Origin of the sequence: Neisseria sp. HMSC15G01, assembly GCF_001808255.1 — a bacterium.
Lineage (GTDB): Bacteria > Pseudomonadota > Gammaproteobacteria > Burkholderiales > Neisseriaceae > Neisseria > Neisseria subflava_A.
Genome location: NZ_KV792689.1, coordinates 1 through 16798 on the forward strand (window position 1 = coordinate 1; position 16798 = coordinate 16798).

The 16798-nt window shown below is 45.8% G+C and carries 15 protein-coding genes; 6 read left to right on the top strand and 9 right to left on the bottom strand.

The window, feature by feature from the left end:
• Positions 1–321 precede the first annotated feature (321 nt).
• Together HMPREF3139_RS08365 and HMPREF3139_RS08370 are read left to right on the top strand one after the other, a co-directional pair.
• On the top strand, positions 322–4362 hold the full coding sequence (locus HMPREF3139_RS08365; protein ID WP_083290069.1) for a helix-turn-helix transcriptional regulator: 4041 nt from the start codon (positions 322–324) through the stop codon (positions 4360–4362).
• Positions 4363–4545: 183 nt separating this feature from the next.
• Positions 4546–4917, top strand: a complete 372-nt coding sequence (locus tag HMPREF3139_RS08370) for a rhodanese-like domain-containing protein (RefSeq protein ID WP_199900407.1) — start codon at positions 4546–4548, stop codon at positions 4915–4917.
• Between the two features lie 67 nt (positions 4918–4984).
• On the opposite strand, the gene HMPREF3139_RS08375 is transcribed toward HMPREF3139_RS08370, so the two are convergent.
• Positions 4985–5761 carry an SDR family NAD(P)-dependent oxidoreductase gene (locus HMPREF3139_RS08375; RefSeq protein ID WP_070461567.1) on the bottom strand — a complete coding sequence of 259 codons (777 nt, stop codon included), beginning with the start codon at positions 5759–5761 and terminating at the stop codon, positions 4985–4987.
• Between HMPREF3139_RS08375 and HMPREF3139_RS10950 the strand changes: the two genes are divergently transcribed.
• On the top strand, positions 5742–6707 hold the full coding sequence (locus HMPREF3139_RS10950) for a helix-turn-helix domain-containing protein (RefSeq protein WP_159068523.1): 966 nt from the start codon (positions 5742–5744) through the stop codon (positions 6705–6707). The genes HMPREF3139_RS08375 and HMPREF3139_RS10950 overlap by 20 nt on opposite strands.
• A 135-nt stretch (positions 6708–6842) precedes the next feature.
• Here HMPREF3139_RS10950 and HMPREF3139_RS08385 read toward each other — a convergent pair whose 3' ends face one another.
• The 4 genes from HMPREF3139_RS08385 to HMPREF3139_RS08400 form a co-directional block, all read right to left on the bottom strand.
• Positions 6843–7061, bottom strand: coding sequence for an alcohol dehydrogenase catalytic domain-containing protein (locus HMPREF3139_RS08385; protein WP_199900406.1), 219 nt, complete (start codon positions 7059–7061; stop codon positions 6843–6845).
• A gap of 47 nt (positions 7062–7108) precedes the next feature.
• On the bottom strand, positions 7109–8626 hold the full coding sequence (locus HMPREF3139_RS08390) for an ABC transporter permease/substrate-binding protein (protein ID WP_070461569.1): 1518 nt from the start codon (positions 8624–8626) through the stop codon (positions 7109–7111).
• Between the two features lie 101 nt (positions 8627–8727).
• Positions 8728–9552 carry an ABC transporter ATP-binding protein gene (locus HMPREF3139_RS08395; protein ID WP_070461570.1) on the bottom strand — a complete coding sequence of 275 codons (825 nt, stop codon included), beginning with the start codon at positions 9550–9552 and terminating at the stop codon, positions 8728–8730.
• Entirely contained in the window at positions 9542–10402 is an 861-nt protein-coding gene (locus HMPREF3139_RS08400) for an SDR family oxidoreductase (protein ID WP_070461571.1), read from the bottom strand. Before HMPREF3139_RS08400 ends, HMPREF3139_RS08395 begins: the two co-directional genes overlap by 11 nt.
• Positions 10403–10667: 265 nt before the next feature.
• Here HMPREF3139_RS08400 and HMPREF3139_RS08405 point away from each other — a divergent pair, with 265 nt between their 5' ends.
• Positions 10668–10847: a TonB-dependent receptor gene (locus HMPREF3139_RS08405; protein WP_070461572.1), complete on the top strand. Its 180-nt coding sequence runs from the start codon at positions 10668–10670 to the stop codon at positions 10845–10847.
• A 218-nt stretch (positions 10848–11065) separates the two neighbouring features.
• Here the strand turns inward: HMPREF3139_RS08405 and nadC are convergent, their stop codons facing one another.
• The 4 genes from nadC to HMPREF3139_RS08425 all read right to left on the bottom strand — a co-directional run bounded on the left by nadC (position 11066) and on the right by HMPREF3139_RS08425 (position 13857).
• Positions 11066–11947 (bottom strand): carboxylating nicotinate-nucleotide diphosphorylase, encoded by an 882-nt coding sequence (gene nadC / locus HMPREF3139_RS08410; protein WP_070461573.1) that lies wholly within the window; start codon positions 11945–11947, stop codon positions 11066–11068.
• Positions 11948–12081: 134 nt separating this feature from the next.
• Entirely contained in the window at positions 12082–12558 is a 477-nt protein-coding gene (locus HMPREF3139_RS08415) for a hypothetical protein (RefSeq protein ID WP_070461574.1), read from the bottom strand.
• Complete coding sequence (locus tag HMPREF3139_RS08420) at positions 12555–12800, bottom strand: hypothetical protein (RefSeq protein WP_070461575.1); 246 nt, start codon at positions 12798–12800, stop codon at positions 12555–12557. The genes HMPREF3139_RS08415 and HMPREF3139_RS08420 overlap by 4 nt, the downstream gene beginning before the upstream one ends.
• A gap of 118 nt (positions 12801–12918) precedes the next feature.
• Positions 12919–13857: an NUDIX hydrolase gene (locus HMPREF3139_RS08425; protein ID WP_070461576.1), complete on the bottom strand. Its 939-nt coding sequence runs from the start codon at positions 13855–13857 to the stop codon at positions 12919–12921.
• A gap of 155 nt (positions 13858–14012) precedes the next feature.
• Between HMPREF3139_RS08425 and nadA the strand changes: the two genes are divergently transcribed.
• Positions 14013–15125 carry a quinolinate synthase NadA gene (gene nadA, locus HMPREF3139_RS08430; protein WP_070461581.1) on the top strand — a complete coding sequence of 371 codons (1113 nt, stop codon included), beginning with the start codon at positions 14013–14015 and terminating at the stop codon, positions 15123–15125.
• Positions 15126–15176: 51 nt separating this feature from the next.
• Positions 15177–16685 carry an L-aspartate oxidase gene (gene nadB, locus HMPREF3139_RS08435; RefSeq protein WP_070461577.1) on the top strand — a complete coding sequence of 503 codons (1509 nt, stop codon included), beginning with the start codon at positions 15177–15179 and terminating at the stop codon, positions 16683–16685.
• Positions 16686–16798 lie beyond the last annotated feature (113 nt).

Genomic DNA, 16798 nt, shown 5'->3' on the forward strand with positions numbered 1-16798 from the left:
GGGGTATTTGAGTAGAATCAGTGGATATTTGAAATGAAAACAGCCGAAAACCTGTGTTAGGTTTCGGCCGTCGGGTAAAAGGGAGTTTTTGCAAAGGTCTCAGTCTATGAATTGGGTTGTAATCGTAAACCTAAGAGATATCTAAAGACTTACAAGTGCTATTTTTTGAAAAAGAAAAAGTCAAGCAGACTCAGATGCTTGACCTTTTAATTCCTCAGAGTTAATCTGTATTGTGTAACGCTACACAGTATTGGCGTATCGTTAGTGTTACAAAATATACGCAGAAATGCATTTGATAAACCCTTAAATAAGGAACTAAAAATGATTGTAAAACATCCTGGCTTAAGAATCAAAGAAGAGTTATTACCTAAAGGAATGACGGTAACAGAAGCTGCAAAATTGCTAGCAATTGGTCGACCTGCACTATCTAATTTCTTGAATGGTAAAGCAATGTTGTCACCTAACATGGCTCAGCGGTTATCAAAGACCTTTAACTTCCCATTAGATCAATTAATGCAATGGCAGGCTGAGTATGAAGATGCTCTAATTCAACAAACTGAAGCTCCTGCAACTCATATTTATGCTCCTCCTTTTTTAGATATAAAAGCAAATGATATTGAAAATTGGGTCAATACTTGCGAAATTTCATCAAGATCACGTTTATCTGTTTTTTTGAGAACACTGATCCACTCAACGAGCGAAAAAATAACTCAAATTGATTTTCCTGGAAATGATGATTCACAACGACCTGGCTGGGATGGTTGGATTGAGTCAAATGAAGCAACTCCGTGGATTCCTGATGGTAATTCAGGCTGGGAATTTGGTGTTAATAAAGATATTAAGGCCAAAGCTGATAGTGATTTTGATAAAAGCCTTAAGGCTCACCTTTCAGATTCTAAAAATATAACATTTATTTTTGTAACACCTCGTCGCTGGCCTGGAAAAAATAAATGGGTTCAGCAAAAGAAAGCTCTTAATAAATGGAAAGATGTCAGAGCATATGATGCAAGCGATCTTGAACAGTGGCTAGCTCAGTCATTACCAGCACAAAGTTGGCTGGCAAATGAAGCAAAATTGCCTACACAAAATGTAGATTCCTTAGATAGTGTATGGCAAGAATGGGCAAATGTGTGTAATCCAAGTTTAAATACGTCTTTCTTTAACAAATTAATTAAAGTATATGAAGAAAAGATTTTGGATTATTTATCCAAACCGCCCCAAAAACCTTTTTACATTGCAGCTGATTCTAAAATCGAAGCAATGGCATTTTTGTCCGCCCTGTTTTCAGATAAAAAATTTATTTCTTATAGAGATAATTGTCTAGTATTTAAAGAAGAGAATGTCCTTTCTCGTCTTGCTCAAGGCTCTAAGAGTTTTATTGCAATTACTGATAATAAAAACGTCGAAAAAGAGCTGGCTCAATATTCGCAAAAGATTCATGCCTTTGTTGTTTACCCTAAAAATACTCTAATACAAAATATTGATCTAAAACTTGAAATTTTAGATTCAGTAACTTTTCTTCATTCATTAGAAGAAATGGGGTATTCCTATGATACAGCACAAGAATTGGCAAAAAAATCCGGTTATTCATTAACAGTCCTGCGACGACAGCTGTCAAAGAATGAGGCTATTCATAAGCCTGAATGGGTAGATAGTCATAATCAAGTTCTTATTCCATTTCTATTTGCTGGAGGATGGGACAGTTCTAATCAATATGACATTTCTATCCTAGAAGCTTTATCAAAAAATTTACCGTATGAGTCTTTAGAACAAGAGTTTCAAGTAAGCTTGCTTCTTAATGACTCTCCCGTTTGGGCAGTAGACTCACATAGAGGAGTAGTATCAAAAATCGATTTGTTATTTGCTATTGCACCCTACATTACTAAAGCAGATTTAGAGCGCTTCTTTGACAGCGCTAAATTAGTTTTAGGAGAAGATAATCCTGCCTTAGATTTGCCTAAAGATCAGCAATGGCAAGCTAATATATATGATAAAAAGCGTCAGCATTCTAAAGGCTTGAGAGATAGTATAGGGGAGATGCTTATTTTATTGGCTGTTCATGGTAATGAATTATTTAAAAATAGATTAGCTTTTAATTGTGAGGAAGCAGTAAATAAACTCGTGGAAGAATTATTCTCTCCACTTAACTTAAGAGTATTGCTTGCACAAGCATCTGATTTCTCAGTGTATGCAGAAGCGAGCCCAAAAGTATTTTTAAGTATTATAGAAAACGATTTGAAAACTGATAAGCAATTCTTAGAGCTAATGCAACCTGTTTCTACTGATATTTTCTCTTCACCTAAGTATACTGATTTGTTGTGGGCATTAGAGAAATTAGCTTGGGATAAATTAACAGTTGCTAGAGTGGTAAAAATTTTGGCTCAATTAAGTCAAGAGGAAATCACTGATAATTATAGCAACAAACCTTTTAATTCATTATCTGGAGTTTTTAGAGCTTGGTTACCTGCTACAAATATCAATACGCAAGAACGTATTCAATTATTAAAAGAGTTAGTTAGAAAATTTCCAGATATCGGTTGGCGAATTTGTATTAGCCAATTTCCAAGTACATCTGCTCAAACAGCATTTCCAGCTAGTAAATGTATTTGGAGGAATAATTGTGCTCAAAATACAGTAACTGAACAAGATGTTTATGATTTCTGGAATGCCTCAGTAGAAATAGCATTAACTTGGGCAAGTCATACATTTGAACAATTACTTGATTTAGTCAATCATATTCATGGTTTAACACCTAAACAGCAAAATAAAATTTGGTTTCTTATTAAAGATTGGGCATTAAACCAAGCTACAGAATCTGAGAAAATTACCATGCGAGAAAAACTTCGCACGACTATTTTATCTAAAAGAGCTAAAAGAGATTCTAATAGAATTATGTTTACGGAATTGGGCAAGCAGACATATGCAGCATTAGAACCCAAAGAACTAATAGATAAATATTTCTGGTTATTTAGATCTCATTGGGTAGATTACTCTACTGATGAGATAGAAGATGATCCAAATATGAATTTTGAAGAAAGAGAAGGAATTATTAACCAAAATCGTGTTGTCGCGTTAAAAGAAATTTTACAAGAAAAAGGACTTTCAGGAATTCTAGAATTATCTTTAAAAGGAGATTGCGCAAGTACGATAGGTTTTCTTCTAAGACGTTTTGTATTTTCATCAGATGAGGAGTCAGTACAATTAATTAAATTGGCTCTGGAGTCTTTTAAAAAAGATGCTCACATTAATTATAAGAACATTATTCGGGGATTGTTATCCGAAAGTGATGATAACACCTCTTTATTTGAAACCCTTTCTGGGTATTTAGATGATTCTGGTAAAGTACAAGTATACTTACAGGCACCTTTTGATTCACAGGTATGGAGCTTGGTTGAGTCTCTAGAGAAACATTACCAACAAGAATATTGGGAGCAAATTGTTCCATCATATTGTCAGAATATAAATGAAGCTGAAAATGCCGTAAGATGTCTGCTGTCAGCAAACAGACCTCAAACTGCTTTTTTATATATTAGTTTTAATCTAAAAAAAATATCTCCTAAAGTTATTTTTGAGATTTTAACAGCAATGCTTTTACCAACAGCAAAAAATGAAAATAATCCACCAGATAGTTATCGGTTAGGAGATGCATTTTCTCAAATTTCTGATTGTGAAACTTTGAGCTTAGAACAAAAGGCGAATTTAGAATTTTCCTACATAGTGGCTTTAGCACCTTATGGAAGAAAAAGTGAAAATTGTTCAATCAAAAGTTTAGAAAGATATTTAGAAGAACATCCTGAATTTTTCGTTCAACTTATCTCAAAACTTTATAAAAGAGATGATGGATTAGAAGATGAAAATGAGGCTGTTAACACGCAATTAGTTAAATATTACCGGTATACTTTAAATGCCTTAAGCCACATACCGGGCGAAGATAATTTAGGAAAAATTAATCCCGAAAAGCTTGAAGGATGGGTAAAACAAGCAATTAACCTTGCTGAAAAGCATGGACGTAGAAATATCGTTGAATATTTTATTGGTAAGTTATTAGGCCATTGCCAAAATGGAGAAGATGGGATTTGGCCTTGTGAAGGTGTACGTGATTTAGTTGAAGATATACATTCTAAAAATATGATTGAAGGAATGTATATAGAAAAACGTAATAGCAGGGGAGTTACAAGTCGTTCATTTGGTGATGGTGGTGCTCAAGAATGGAGAATATTCGAACAATATCAAGATTGGCGTAGACAATTAGCTATTACTCATCCGTTTGTGGCCGATGAGTTACTTGGTCAGTTGGCTAAGTCTTATAAAAATGAAGCTGAAATGTGGGATAATGAGCATCGATTAGATATGCATTTATGATGAATTAGGGATATCTAGGCGTTTGTGCAGCTAACTTTATATGGAAGGCCGTCTGAATACTAAATTTCAGATGGCTTTTTCGTGTAAAAGTGCGGTCAAAATTTTAGATATTTTTCATGATTGTTAATTTAATAAGATTCCTAAACCTATAAGACGATTATTTTCTATCTAATTGGAGATTGAATGATGAAAAAATTATTTACAGCAGTACTTTCTGCGGCAGCGATTGCTGTACCGTTTTTGGCTTCTGCGAATACTGCACCACAAACAGAACAAAGCGCAGTACAACCAGAAAAAGCAAAAAGTGTTTGGATTGATGTACGTTCAGCCGAGGAATTTAACGCAGGTCATTTACAAGATGCCGTGAATATTCCGCACGATCAAATCCTTGCACGTATTCAAGCGGTTAGCCCAGATAAAACTGCGCCCGTTAATCTCTATTGCCGCAGTGGTCGTCGTGTAGAAACCGCATTGACCGAGTTGAAAAATGCTGGCTACACCAATGTGACCAACCATGGTGGATATGAAGATTTGGTGAAAAAAGGATTGAAATAAATATCACATCTTTAAAAACAAAAATCCCCTCGCATAAAGCGTTAGGGGATTTTTTATGATAAAGAAATTATTTCTTCTCCATCGCCATTTGCGACATTTTTAGTACCAAATGGCGTGGTAGGAACGGAATGATCCAATCCAACATAAAACGCAGTTTTCCTTCGTTAAATGCCACCAATTCGCCGCGCATTATCGCCTTGTGGCCATACTGTGCCACGGATTGCGCAGATTTTGCGTTATCCCAGGCGGCCACGCCCTGCAAATTGCCTGCAGCCACAAAGCCCGTTGCCACTGCGCCCGGGCAAAGTGCCGTAACTGTCACACCACTTACAGACACTTCCTGTGCTACGGCTTGACTGAATGAAGTTACGAAAGCTTTGGTGGCGTAGTACACTGCCTGATTAGGGACGGGCATAAATGATGCGGTGGACGAAACATTCAAAATTCTGCCTGACTGTTGCGCTAACATGGACGGCAGATACAGTCGGGTTAACGACATCAGCGCGATAATATTCACTTGCACCATATGCATTTCATCTGCCAAATCCCGCTCGGCAAACTTGCCATGCCCGCCCAAACCTGCATTGTTGATCAGATAATCGACTTGAATACCTAACGCCTGGGTTTGCTCAAAAATGCGTTCGGCAGCATTAGATTCTGCTAAATCGATAGCAATAACGTACGCTTTAATACCGAATTGTGCGGTCAATTCTTCGGCAATTTTATTTAACTTGTCTTGGGAGCGTGCGACCAAAACCACATTGTCGCCTTGCTGTGCGTGAATTTTTGCCAATTCCAAACCAATGCCGCTCGATGCGCCTGTAATGAGTGCTGTTTTTACCATTTTGTTTACCTCTTGTTTAATTTATGGTGGTATTTTATGGTATAATTTTGTTGAATTAAAAGTAAAAAATGGCTTATTTATGGTAAAAAACAAACCTTTTATCCAAAATATCACATCGGAAGACGAAATCGGTCTGGAAATTTGCACTGCACAAGTGTTTTACCAAAGTGAAACAGCAGCAGATGCAGCCATTAAAACCCAACTTGAGCAACAACACCGCTTTGAATATTTTGTGTGGATTTGGGTGCAACAGGGAGAATGTCGGCACATTTTGGACTTTGCCGAGATGGTACAGCAAACAGGCGAATGGCTGCTGATTCGCCCTAAGCAAATTCACCATTTTACAGGTGTGGCAGACTGGGACGGATGGGGAATGTCCTTTGCGCCACAAATACTGACCTCCAATATTTCGGACAAGTTGAGACAACTGCCATCCCAAGGCAAGGTGGCGCCGCAACACGTGCCTTTGCTCACCCAGATGATGCATACCCTCTCTGATTTACGCTATGCGGACGATTTGGCGCAATCGGCAAAAGCCGAGCTGGTACAGCAGCAACTCGGTGTATTTTTAACTTGGCTGTCGTCGGTGTATTCGCCGCAAAACGCCCTGCCCGACCTCCCAAAGCAGCGTTGGCAGGCATTTTGTGCGTTGCTGGAAACGCATTTTTCCACACAGCACCAACTGGCGTTTTACGCTGATGCGCTTTCATGTCACGAAAAAACACTGAACCAAACCTGCCGACAATATGCGGGGCTAACAGCAAAACAGTTCATTAATCAAAGAATTTTATTGGAAAGCAAGCGATTGTTGGCTTATACGAAAGTGTCCGTCAAAGAAATCGCGTGGCAACTCGGCTTTGAAGAGGCTACGCATTTCGGCAAATTTTTTAAGAAAGAAATGCAGAAAACACCGTTGGCATTTCGCAAGGAATTTCAGCAGTCGTAGCCTAGTTTCAATAAAGCTGCCGTTGATATTCAATGTATTTAAAGTCAATGATGATTCAAATATAAAAGGCCGTCTGAAGAATTTCAGACGACCTTCTCTTTATCAATATCCATGAAACCAATTCAGACCACTGTTTTATTCTAAAGGCGTCACTTGGCCTACACATTTAATGCCCAAGATACGCGGAAACTGGACAGACAGCGATTTGCCTTCGCGTGTGAAAATCTCGGAATGGTTGATGCCGAAGCCTTTGATTTTTACCAGTGACCAACTCTCTTTGATATCAGGTGTTGGCACGTCTTGATAAATCAGTTGCTCTGGACCGCCGGCTTGATAGATTTTTACGGCTTTCATAATACCTCCCTAAGAATCTGATGCTTTCAGGTAGCCTACTGCCAATTTTACTTTCCTAACAACCCATTTTTCTCCAAATACTCCCGCGCTACGTTTTCCGCGCTTTCGCCTTGCACTTTCACGCGGTAGTTCATCTCACTCATTTCCTCTTCGCTAATTTTTCCCGCCAGTCGGTTAAGTGCGGTCACAATTTGAGGATTTTTTTCAGCAAATTCTGCTTTCATCAATGGCGCACCCTGATAAGCAGGAAACAGGGAAATATCATCTTTCAGTAGGCGCAATTGATATTGTTTCAATTCTGCATCGGTGGAAAAGGCTTCCACTAGGTCGATTTTGTCATTCAACAATGCCGTATAGCGTAAGGCAGGTTCCAAGCTAACAATATGTTTTAGCGTGATACCGGCTGCCTGCATGCCTTTATAGCCATCCGCTCGGTCGATAAATTCCAGTGAGAAACCTGCTCGGATATTGGGCGCTACCTGCTTCAAGTCGCTGATTGTCTTCAGTTGGTGCGATGCACCGTAGCTTTCTTTGACCGCCAACGCGTAAGTGTTCTGATAAGACATTGGTGGCAGAAACTCTAGCTGATATTGTTCCGCCAATAATTGTTTGCCCCGTTGATAGGTTTCATCTGGCGACAGATGGCGGTTCTTCTGTTCAGTTGGTACTTGTACTAAGGCTTCCAGCACTGTGCCGGTGAATTCAGGATAAATATCGATTTCGCCACTATTCAGTGCGCTAAACAGGAAAGTAGTTTTGCCAAAATTAGGTTTGACTGTGACTTTCACGTTCGAATTCTCACGTTCAATCAATAATTTATACATGTTAATCAGAATATCCGGCTCACTCCCCATTTTGCCGGCAACCACCACGTTTTTTGTAGCAGGTGTAAATGAAATCTGAGACAGACCGAGTGCGCCGAAGCCCACCACCAATGCAAGAATAATCGGCAACTTGCGTCGTGATTTCTGCAACAGCCCGATAATGCCGCTTACACCGACAGCCAATAATGCGGAGAGCAATGCGCCGGTAAACGTCATTGTCATGTTGTTGCGATCGATACCGAGCAGAATCAGGTTGCCCAAACCGCCTGCTCCGATTAACGCCGCCAGAGTTGCCGTGCCGACAATCAGCACTGCCGCCGTGCGAATGCCCGAAATCATGGCAGGCAAAGCCATCGGCAGTTCAATCCGCCACAATGATTGCCAGCGCGATAGTCCGAATGCGGTGTACGCATCTTGAATCGATTGGTCGATTTGGGTCAGCCCCAAATAGGTATTTTGAAAAATAGGCAACAGCGCGTATAGCGTGAGCGCAATCAAGACGGGCGGCGAACCGATACCGACAAACGGAATCAGCAAACCCAGCAGCGCCAAAGACGGAATGGTTTGCAATATATTGGTAAACTGCAATACCGCTTCCGCTGCCCGCTGTCTGCGCGCAAACAACACGGCGGCAGGCACCGCAATTGCCACTGCCGCGAGCAAAGCCAGGCCGGAAAGCCATAAATGCGTAAGCAGCATTTGCCAGAGTTCTGCCAGGGTAACGTTTAGGGATGAGAACATAGTTTTAAATTTTATGTTTAGTACGTTGAATAATAGATGTTTATGTTTGCTTTACAGCAAGGTATTAGCGCCTTGAAAGAGGTTTCAGACGGCCTTCACCATCATAACACTGCCCTTCTCACAGCTTCCTGTCCCTGTTTATCCAACCGTAAGAATTGGTGGATGATGCGTTCGGCATCGGGTGCATCGGCGGTGGAAAACAGCGATTGCACATAATCATTTGCCGGCTGCTTTTTGATTTCTTCAGGTGTGTCGATTTGTACCAGTTTGCCATTATGCATTACACCGATACGGCAAGCGAGTTTGGCGGCTTCCTGCATATCATGGGTAACGAAAACGATAGTGGTGCCAAATTTTTGGTGAATCATAGCAATTTGGTCTTGCAGCACGGTGCGTACCAGCGGGTCAAGTGCTGAAAACGGTTCGTCCATCAGCAGAACTTGAGGCTTGGCTGCAATGGCTCGCAAAATACCGATGCGCTGCTGTTCACCGCCGGAAAGTTCGTGCGGATAGCGGTCGCGGTAGTGCGCAGGGTCAAGTTCCACCAGCTCCAATAATTCATTCACACGCGTTTTGCGTTCGGCTTTCGGCCAGCCCAGTACGTCAGGCATGAGTTCGATATTTTCCGCGACGGTCATGGTGGGGAAAAGTGCGATTTGCTGCAATACGTAACCAATTTGGTGGCGGAGCTGGCGGATGTCGTAGTCTTTAATCCGTTTCCCGTGCAGATAAACGTTGCCATCGGTCGGTTCAATTAGCGCGTTAATCATGCGTAAAGTGGTGGATTTGCCGCTGCCCGAGCTACCTACCAACACGAAAAATTCACCCTGATAAATGGTCAAATCCAAATCGCGCACAGCATATTTGCCGTCATAATGCTTGCCTGTGCCACGAAACTCGATAAATGGGACAAGATTATTTTGCATATTGTGCCTTTACTACGTCTTCAAAACTAATCGGTGCGCGTCCCAACAACTGCGGCAGGTCGTCTGAAACGGTAGCAAGCTCGCCTTTGGCAATGGCAGTGTAGGTAGAAACCCAGGCTTCAATCTGCCAATCGGGCGTGTCAGGATACTCAGCTTTGCGGCTGGCGAAGGCTTCTTCCACAGTTTCATTGTGGTAGCAGTGCGGTTTGCCGGTGATTTCGGTTAAGACGGCGGCTATTTCAACAAAACTTAATGATTGGGAACCGGTCAGCGTGTAGGTCTGATTGTCGTGGCGGTGGTTGCCGTATGCGATGTCGGCGATAACGTTTGCCGCTGCTTGGGCGACATCGCGCTGTGAAATGCAGGTAACGCGCCCGTCGTCGGCTGGGCCTGCGATGATGCCGTCTGCATTAGCAATTGTTGCCATCATCTCACTGTAAAAATTGTCGCGCAGGAAGGTGTAGCGCATATTTGTTTGCCGGATTGCATTTTCGGTAACCGCATGAGTACGCGCCAGCGTGAAGGTGCTGTCCAACGCCGCTTGAGCAAAAGAGAGATAGACAATATGCTTCACGCCCGCTTCCGAAGCAGCCTGCACCAAAGTCAAATGCTCCTGTTCGCGCATCGGACTTTCGGCGGCGGACACCATAAACAGCACGTCCACCCCATTTAAAGCCTGCTTAGCAAGCTCCAAATCGCCATAGGCAAACCGTCGCGCCTCGCAGTTCGTGAGATTGGGCGCTTTGGCGGGGTTACGCAGCGGCAGGATAAGCGGCAGGCCGCATGTGCTCAGATGACGGGCGACCATACCGCCGATGTTGCCGCTGGAGCCAGTGATGGCTAGATTCATGTTGTTTTCCTTATGCGTTTTCTAAAGAGATAGCTTTGCTGTTTACAGGGTTTCTGTAAAACCATGTGCATGCTGCTTTTTGAGTTTCAGGTAGACTGAATAGATTCAAGGGATGGTTTATTGATGGTTATTATTGTAGCAGTTTTCCTACATACGATAAGCCGCAAAAGACTTACTTGATTATTAAGCTGAATAATACCGCAGGGCGATTTTTCAGGTATATTACGACCAAGCAGGTAATGGAAAACAGGCAGACCCCGACTATATGCGCTGGCAGCCTGTTGCAGTATGGGATGCCTACCTGCGCTACAAAATCGGCAAAAACCTGACTGCCGAGCTGGTGGGCAGCAACCTGACCAACCGCTACTACCTCGACCCGATGAGTCGCTCTTACCTGCCTGCACCAGGTAGGACAATCCGTATTGGGATAACTGGAAAATGGTAATGATCAATTAATCATTTTGGGAGTAAAAAGCCGTCTGAACATTGGGTTTCAGACGGCTTTTTACATGATGGCTTAGTTATGCCCTACTCTTTCATGTTATATGAAGGTTGAAGCTACCCTGCATAATTTTTATATCTTCTGCTTTGGAAGCAAAAAGGCTGCTTGAAAATGAAACGTCTATATTTCAGACGGCCTTTGCTTTATAGCAAACTCGAAATTTAAGCCACGAAATCCAAACCTATATCCAACGAATGGCTGCTGTGGGTCAGATAGCCGAGGGCGATGCCGTCCACGCCGGTTTGCGCCACGCGCTTCAGTCGGTCGAAGCCGATGCCGCCCGATGCTTCGCAATAGACGGTGTGGGGGTGGGCAGTTTGCGTGTGGCAGCGGTTTGCCGCTTTTTTCAGGGTTTCGTCGTCCATGTTGTCCAGAAAAATCCGTTCTGCGCCCGCCACGATAGCTTTGTCCAGTTGTGCCAACGTGTCCACTTCGATTTCCACGCAGGTCAACGGTCCGACTGCTTGCTTTGCCTGCCGTACGGCTTGGGCGATGCTGTCACAATAGGCAAGATGGTTGTCTTTGATGAGGATGGCGTCGTCCAAGCCCATGCGGTGGTTCACACCCCCACCTGCTCTGACGGCGTATTTTTGCAGGACGCGAAGCAGTGGGATGGTTTTGCGGCTGCACACGATGTCCACATTGTAACCGGCAACTTCGGCTACTGCGCGAGCGGTAGCGGTGGCGATGCCGCTTAAGTGCGTGAGGTAGTTGAGCGCGGTGCGTTCGGCGGCGAGCAGCGCGCGGGCGTTGCCTTCGATGGCAGCCAGCGTCTGACCTGCGCGGACGGCTTGTCCGTCTCGGATTTCGGCTTGGAAGCGGACGGACGGATCCATCGTCTGAAAGGCGAGGCGCGCCAAGTCCATGCCGGCGATAACGCCGTTTTCGCGGCTGACGAGGAAAAGTTTGGCGGTTTTATCGGGGGCGATGACGGCGGCGGACGTAATGTCGCCGCGCCTGCCCAAATCTTCGCTCAAGGCTTGTTCTACCATGGGGCGCAATAGGGTATCGGGCAGGGGGAAGAGGGTGTTTTCAGACGACATGGGGTTTCCTTTGTTGAAAAATATTGATGTTGTACCGATGGGGCAAAACTTCATTTTATAGTGGATTAACAAAAACCAGTACGGCTTTGCCTCGCCTTAGCTCAAAGAGAACAATTCTCTCCGGCGTCATCTGATTATTTTGAAATTGCCATTTCAATGACTTGCTCAACATAGTTGTTTTCCAAATCAATTACGTCTCCTTTTCTTTGTTTTGATATTTTTAATTCGTCATACGCGTAAAAAATAGCAATTTTTTTCCCTTCACAAAATAAATGTCTGTCGGATTTATTCATCATATACATACTTTCATTCCTTACGATGCCTTCACCATCTATAAAACTAAAACTATTCGGTATATTTCTTCGTTCCATTCCCGCTTCATATATTGACGATATCACTCCGGAAACGCTTCTGGTGATAATCTGTCCGGAATCAATATTACTCCACCATTCCTCTGATGCAAATAAGCCTTTGTCTTTTTTGATGCCAAAGATACTTTCGTCATTTAATGATAATAATCTTGTCTTTTCAATAAATTCTTTTTCTCTTTTCATGACTTTTTTAAAATCATAGATTAAATACATATCATCATCCAAAATCAAATAACTCATTTTACGTCTCCAATTTTTTCAAAATAAATAATCTGTTTCTCAAAAGTTTCTTTACCGCCAGATTTCCCCAGCCCTGTATTGACTACCCCTTTTCCTTTATTCACATGTGGTTTTCCTTGGCCTTCAAGCTTGAATTGCACTTGTGTTTTTTCAGTCCATCCCTTATTTGTGCGAGGTAAATCTGGAAAAAGTTTGCCTGTGGCTGAGTTGCCTGTGGTGCCAATCTTTTTTAAAACTTCCATAGTTCCTGGTAAGGTGTTCAAGCACCAAGTGAATCGGTTCCGTACTATCTGTACTGTCTGCGGCTTCGTCGCCTTGTCCTGATTTTTGTTAATCCACTATAGGTCGTCTGAAAACGGGCTAACGGCTGCCCAGCGGCAGTCCGATATCAGAAATCAGCTGTTCGGGCAGAACGTCATCTCGGAAGCGGTAAAGCTGTGCAGGACGGCCTTTACTACCTGATACGCTGGTATCTGACGGCTCGATAAGGTTCTGCTGCTGAATCTGGCGGCGGAAGTTTTGCTTGTGCAGCAATCTGCCGCTGATGGCTTCGACGCTGTTTTGCAGTTGCAGCAATGTAAATTCGGGCGGCATCAGTTCAAAAATCACGGGGCGGTATTTGATTTTGGCGCGCAGGCGGGACAGGGCGGTCGCCAGTACGCGGCGGTGGTCGTGGCGCATGGGCTGCCCCGTGAGTGCGAAGTCGAAGTTTGCCTGCGGCTCGGCGGCTTCCACTATCAGGCCGCTTTCATACAGCATTTCATAGCGTTGCAAAACGTATTCTTCCGACCAATTTTCAGGTTCTACCCCCCAGCACAAATGAATGCGCTTGAGCCGCTTCTGTCGCACTTCCTCCGTATCCGCCGAGTTTGCCCAAATGCGCAGGCGGCTGACGATGGTATCGCGTAGCCCGCCGTCGGTGCGCAAATCTTCCCACGGAAAATAGCAGTAGCAGTCCTGCCATTTAGCATCCGGGTGCAGGATGCTGTCGGCGGCCTCGCGCACCAGCCCCAGATAGCTGACGTACAAGACAGGCAGGCCTTGCTCGTTTTGACGGCGCGTATCGACAAAGGTGTAAAGCTGTTCTACATAACCCATAGGCTGAGATGTCTGCTTGGCGACCCACATCCTGACCCCTGCCTGCAAGGAGTGGCGAAGCGGAGCAAGCAGGCCGTTGGGCAGCAGCGCTCCTTGGGCAACGGTCAAAACCCTCAAGCTGCCGTTTGTAATGGCGATCAGTACAGGAACCAGTTCGACGATACTTTGCGTATTGGCCGCTGTTTCAGGATAGGCATCCATGCGTGGCTTTCATTCAAGAGAAAACCTTATTGTAAACCAAAGCGGTTTTCAGACGACCTTGCATATTATACTCAATTTGAGCATAATATAAAACTATTTCAAAATATAAACGGCAAACCTTCATGCCGTCTGAAAACCAGCTACAAGGAAACATCATGCAAACCGCCGCCCGCCGCTCGTTCGATTACGATATGCCACTCATCCAAACGCCGACTTCCGCCTGCCAAATCCGTCAGGCATGGGCGAAGGTTGCCGACACGCCCGACCGAGAAACAGCAGGCCGTCTGAAAGACGAAATCAAGGCTTTGTTGAAGGAGAAAAATGCGGTCTTGGTGGCGCATTATTACGTCGATCCGCTGATTCAGGATTTGGCTTTGGAAACAGGCGGATGCGTGGGCGATTCGTTGGAGATGGCGCGTTTTGGTGCGGAACATGAAGCCGATACGCTGGTGGTGGCGGGCGTACGCTTCATGGGCGAGAGTGCGAAAATCCTCTGCCCTGAAAAAACGGTGCTGATGCCTGATTTGGAAGCAGAATGTTCTTTGGATTTGGGTTGCCCGGAAGAGGCGTTTTCAGCGTTTTGCGACCAACACCCCGACCGTACGGTCGTAGTGTACGCCAACACTTCCGCTGCCGTAAAAGCGCGTGCCGACTGGGTGGTAACGTCTTCGGTGGCGTTGGAAATCGTGTCGTATTTGAAATCACGTGGCGAGAAGCTGATTTGGGGGCCCGACCGCCACCTCGGTGACTACATCCGCCGCGAAACGGGTGCGGATATGCTGTTGTGGCAGGGTTCATGCATCGTCCATAACGAATTCAAAGGGCAGGAGCTGGCGGCGTTGAAAGCGGAACATCCCGACGCCGTGGTGCTGGTTCATCCCGAATCGCCGCAAAGCGTCATCGAACTGGGCGATGTGGTCGGCTCGACCAGCAAACTACTGAAAGCCGCCGTATCGCGCCCCGAAAAAAAATTCATCGTGGCGACCGATTTGGGCATCCTGCACGAAATGCAAAAGCAGGCGCCCGACAAAGAATTTATCGCCGCACCGACGGCGGGCAACGGCGGAAGCTGCAAAAGCTGCGCGTTCTGCCCGTGGATGGCGATGAATTCGCTGGGCGGCATCAAATATGCCCTGACAAGCGGGTGCAACGAAATCCTGTTGGATAGAAAGCTGGGCAAAGCCGCCAAACTGCCTTTGCAGCGTATGCTCGACTTCGCGGCAGGGCTGAAGAAAAAAGATGTGTTCAACGGCATGGGCCCCGCTTGATTTGCCGTCAATATTGCTGTTTCAGACGACCCCTTAAACAAGGACAACACCATGCAAACCGATTGCGACGTATTGATTGCCGGAAACGGGCTGGCGGCACTGACGCTCGCCCTGTCGCTGCCTGAATCGTTCCGCATCGTCATTTTGTGCAAAAACCAGCTGGACGACACTGCCAGCCGTCATGCCCAAGGCGGGATTGCGGCGGCGTGGTCGGGAGAGGACGACATTGAAAAACACGTTGCCGATACTTTGGAAGCGGGCGCGAGTTTGTGCGACGAAGCCGCCGTCCGCACCATCCTGTCGCAGGGCAAACCGGCAATCGAATGGCTGCTGGCGCAGGGCGTGGCGTTCGACCGGAATCATAACGACCTGCACCTGACGCGCGAAGGCGGGCATACCTGCCGCCGAATCGCCCACGTTGCCGACTACACGGGCGAAGCCGTCATGCAGAGCCTGATTGCCCAAATACGCTGCCACCCGAACATCCGCGTTTACGAGCGGCAGATGGCGTTGGACGTTCAAACCGAATCAGGCGCAGCGTGCGGACTGACCGTCCTCGACTGCCGAACGCAAGAAACCTACCGCATCCGTGCCCGCCACACCGTACTCGCAGGCGGCGGCTTGGGACAGATTTACGTCGCCACCACCACGCCGCCCGAATGCACGGGCGACGCCATCGCTATGGCGATACGCGCAGGCTGCGCAGTCGAAAACCTCGAATTTATCCAATTCCACCCCACAGGCTTGGCAAGGCCGTCTGAAAACGGCCGCACCTTCCTAATTTCCGAAGCCGTGCGCGGCGAAGGCGGCATCCTGACCAACCAAGCGGGCGAACGGTTTATGCCGCATTACGACCGCCGCGCCGAACTTGCGCCGCGCGACATCGTTGCCCGCACCATCGCCGCCGAAATCGCCAAACAAACGCAAGACTTCGTCTCACTCGACATCAGCCATCAACCCGCAGAGTTCGTCCGCCGGCATTTTCCGTCCATCCATCGGCACTGCCTGTCCCAACACGGCTTGGACATCACGCGCCAAGCCATCCCCGTCCGCCCCGTGCAACACTACACCTGCGGCGGCATCCAAACCGACCCCTGCGGCAGAACCTCCCTGCCGCAGCTCTACGCCTTAGGCGAAACCGCCTGTACCGGACTGCACGGAGCCAACCGCCTTGCCAGCAACTCCCTGCTCGAATGTGTCGTTACCGCCAGACTTGCCGCCCAAACCATCGCGGACAGACAAGCGTTCCAAACCGAACCATTCCAAAGGCCGTCTGAAAGCCCCTCCGCCGAAACAGACATCTTTTCAGACGGCCTCCAAAACGTATTCAGCCGACCCACCCTGCAAGCTTTCAACCAACGCCATCTGGGCATCATACGCAACGATACCGACCTGCGCCGCGCCATCGCCCAACTGCAGTTTTGGAAGCAAAACCAAGCCGAGCCATACACCGCGTCCGAATACGAAAACCGCAACCTACTCGAATGCAGCCTCGCCCTTGCCCAAGCCGCATACAGGCGGAGAGAGAACATCGGAGCACATTTTAATAGTGATTGTTGAGGCTGATAGAGACCTTTGCAAATGTTTCTAAATATTCTTTTGAATGATATGGGAAAACCACCTAGTCATCATTTTCTCATACATGAGATTCAACTATTAACAATGAAATTCCC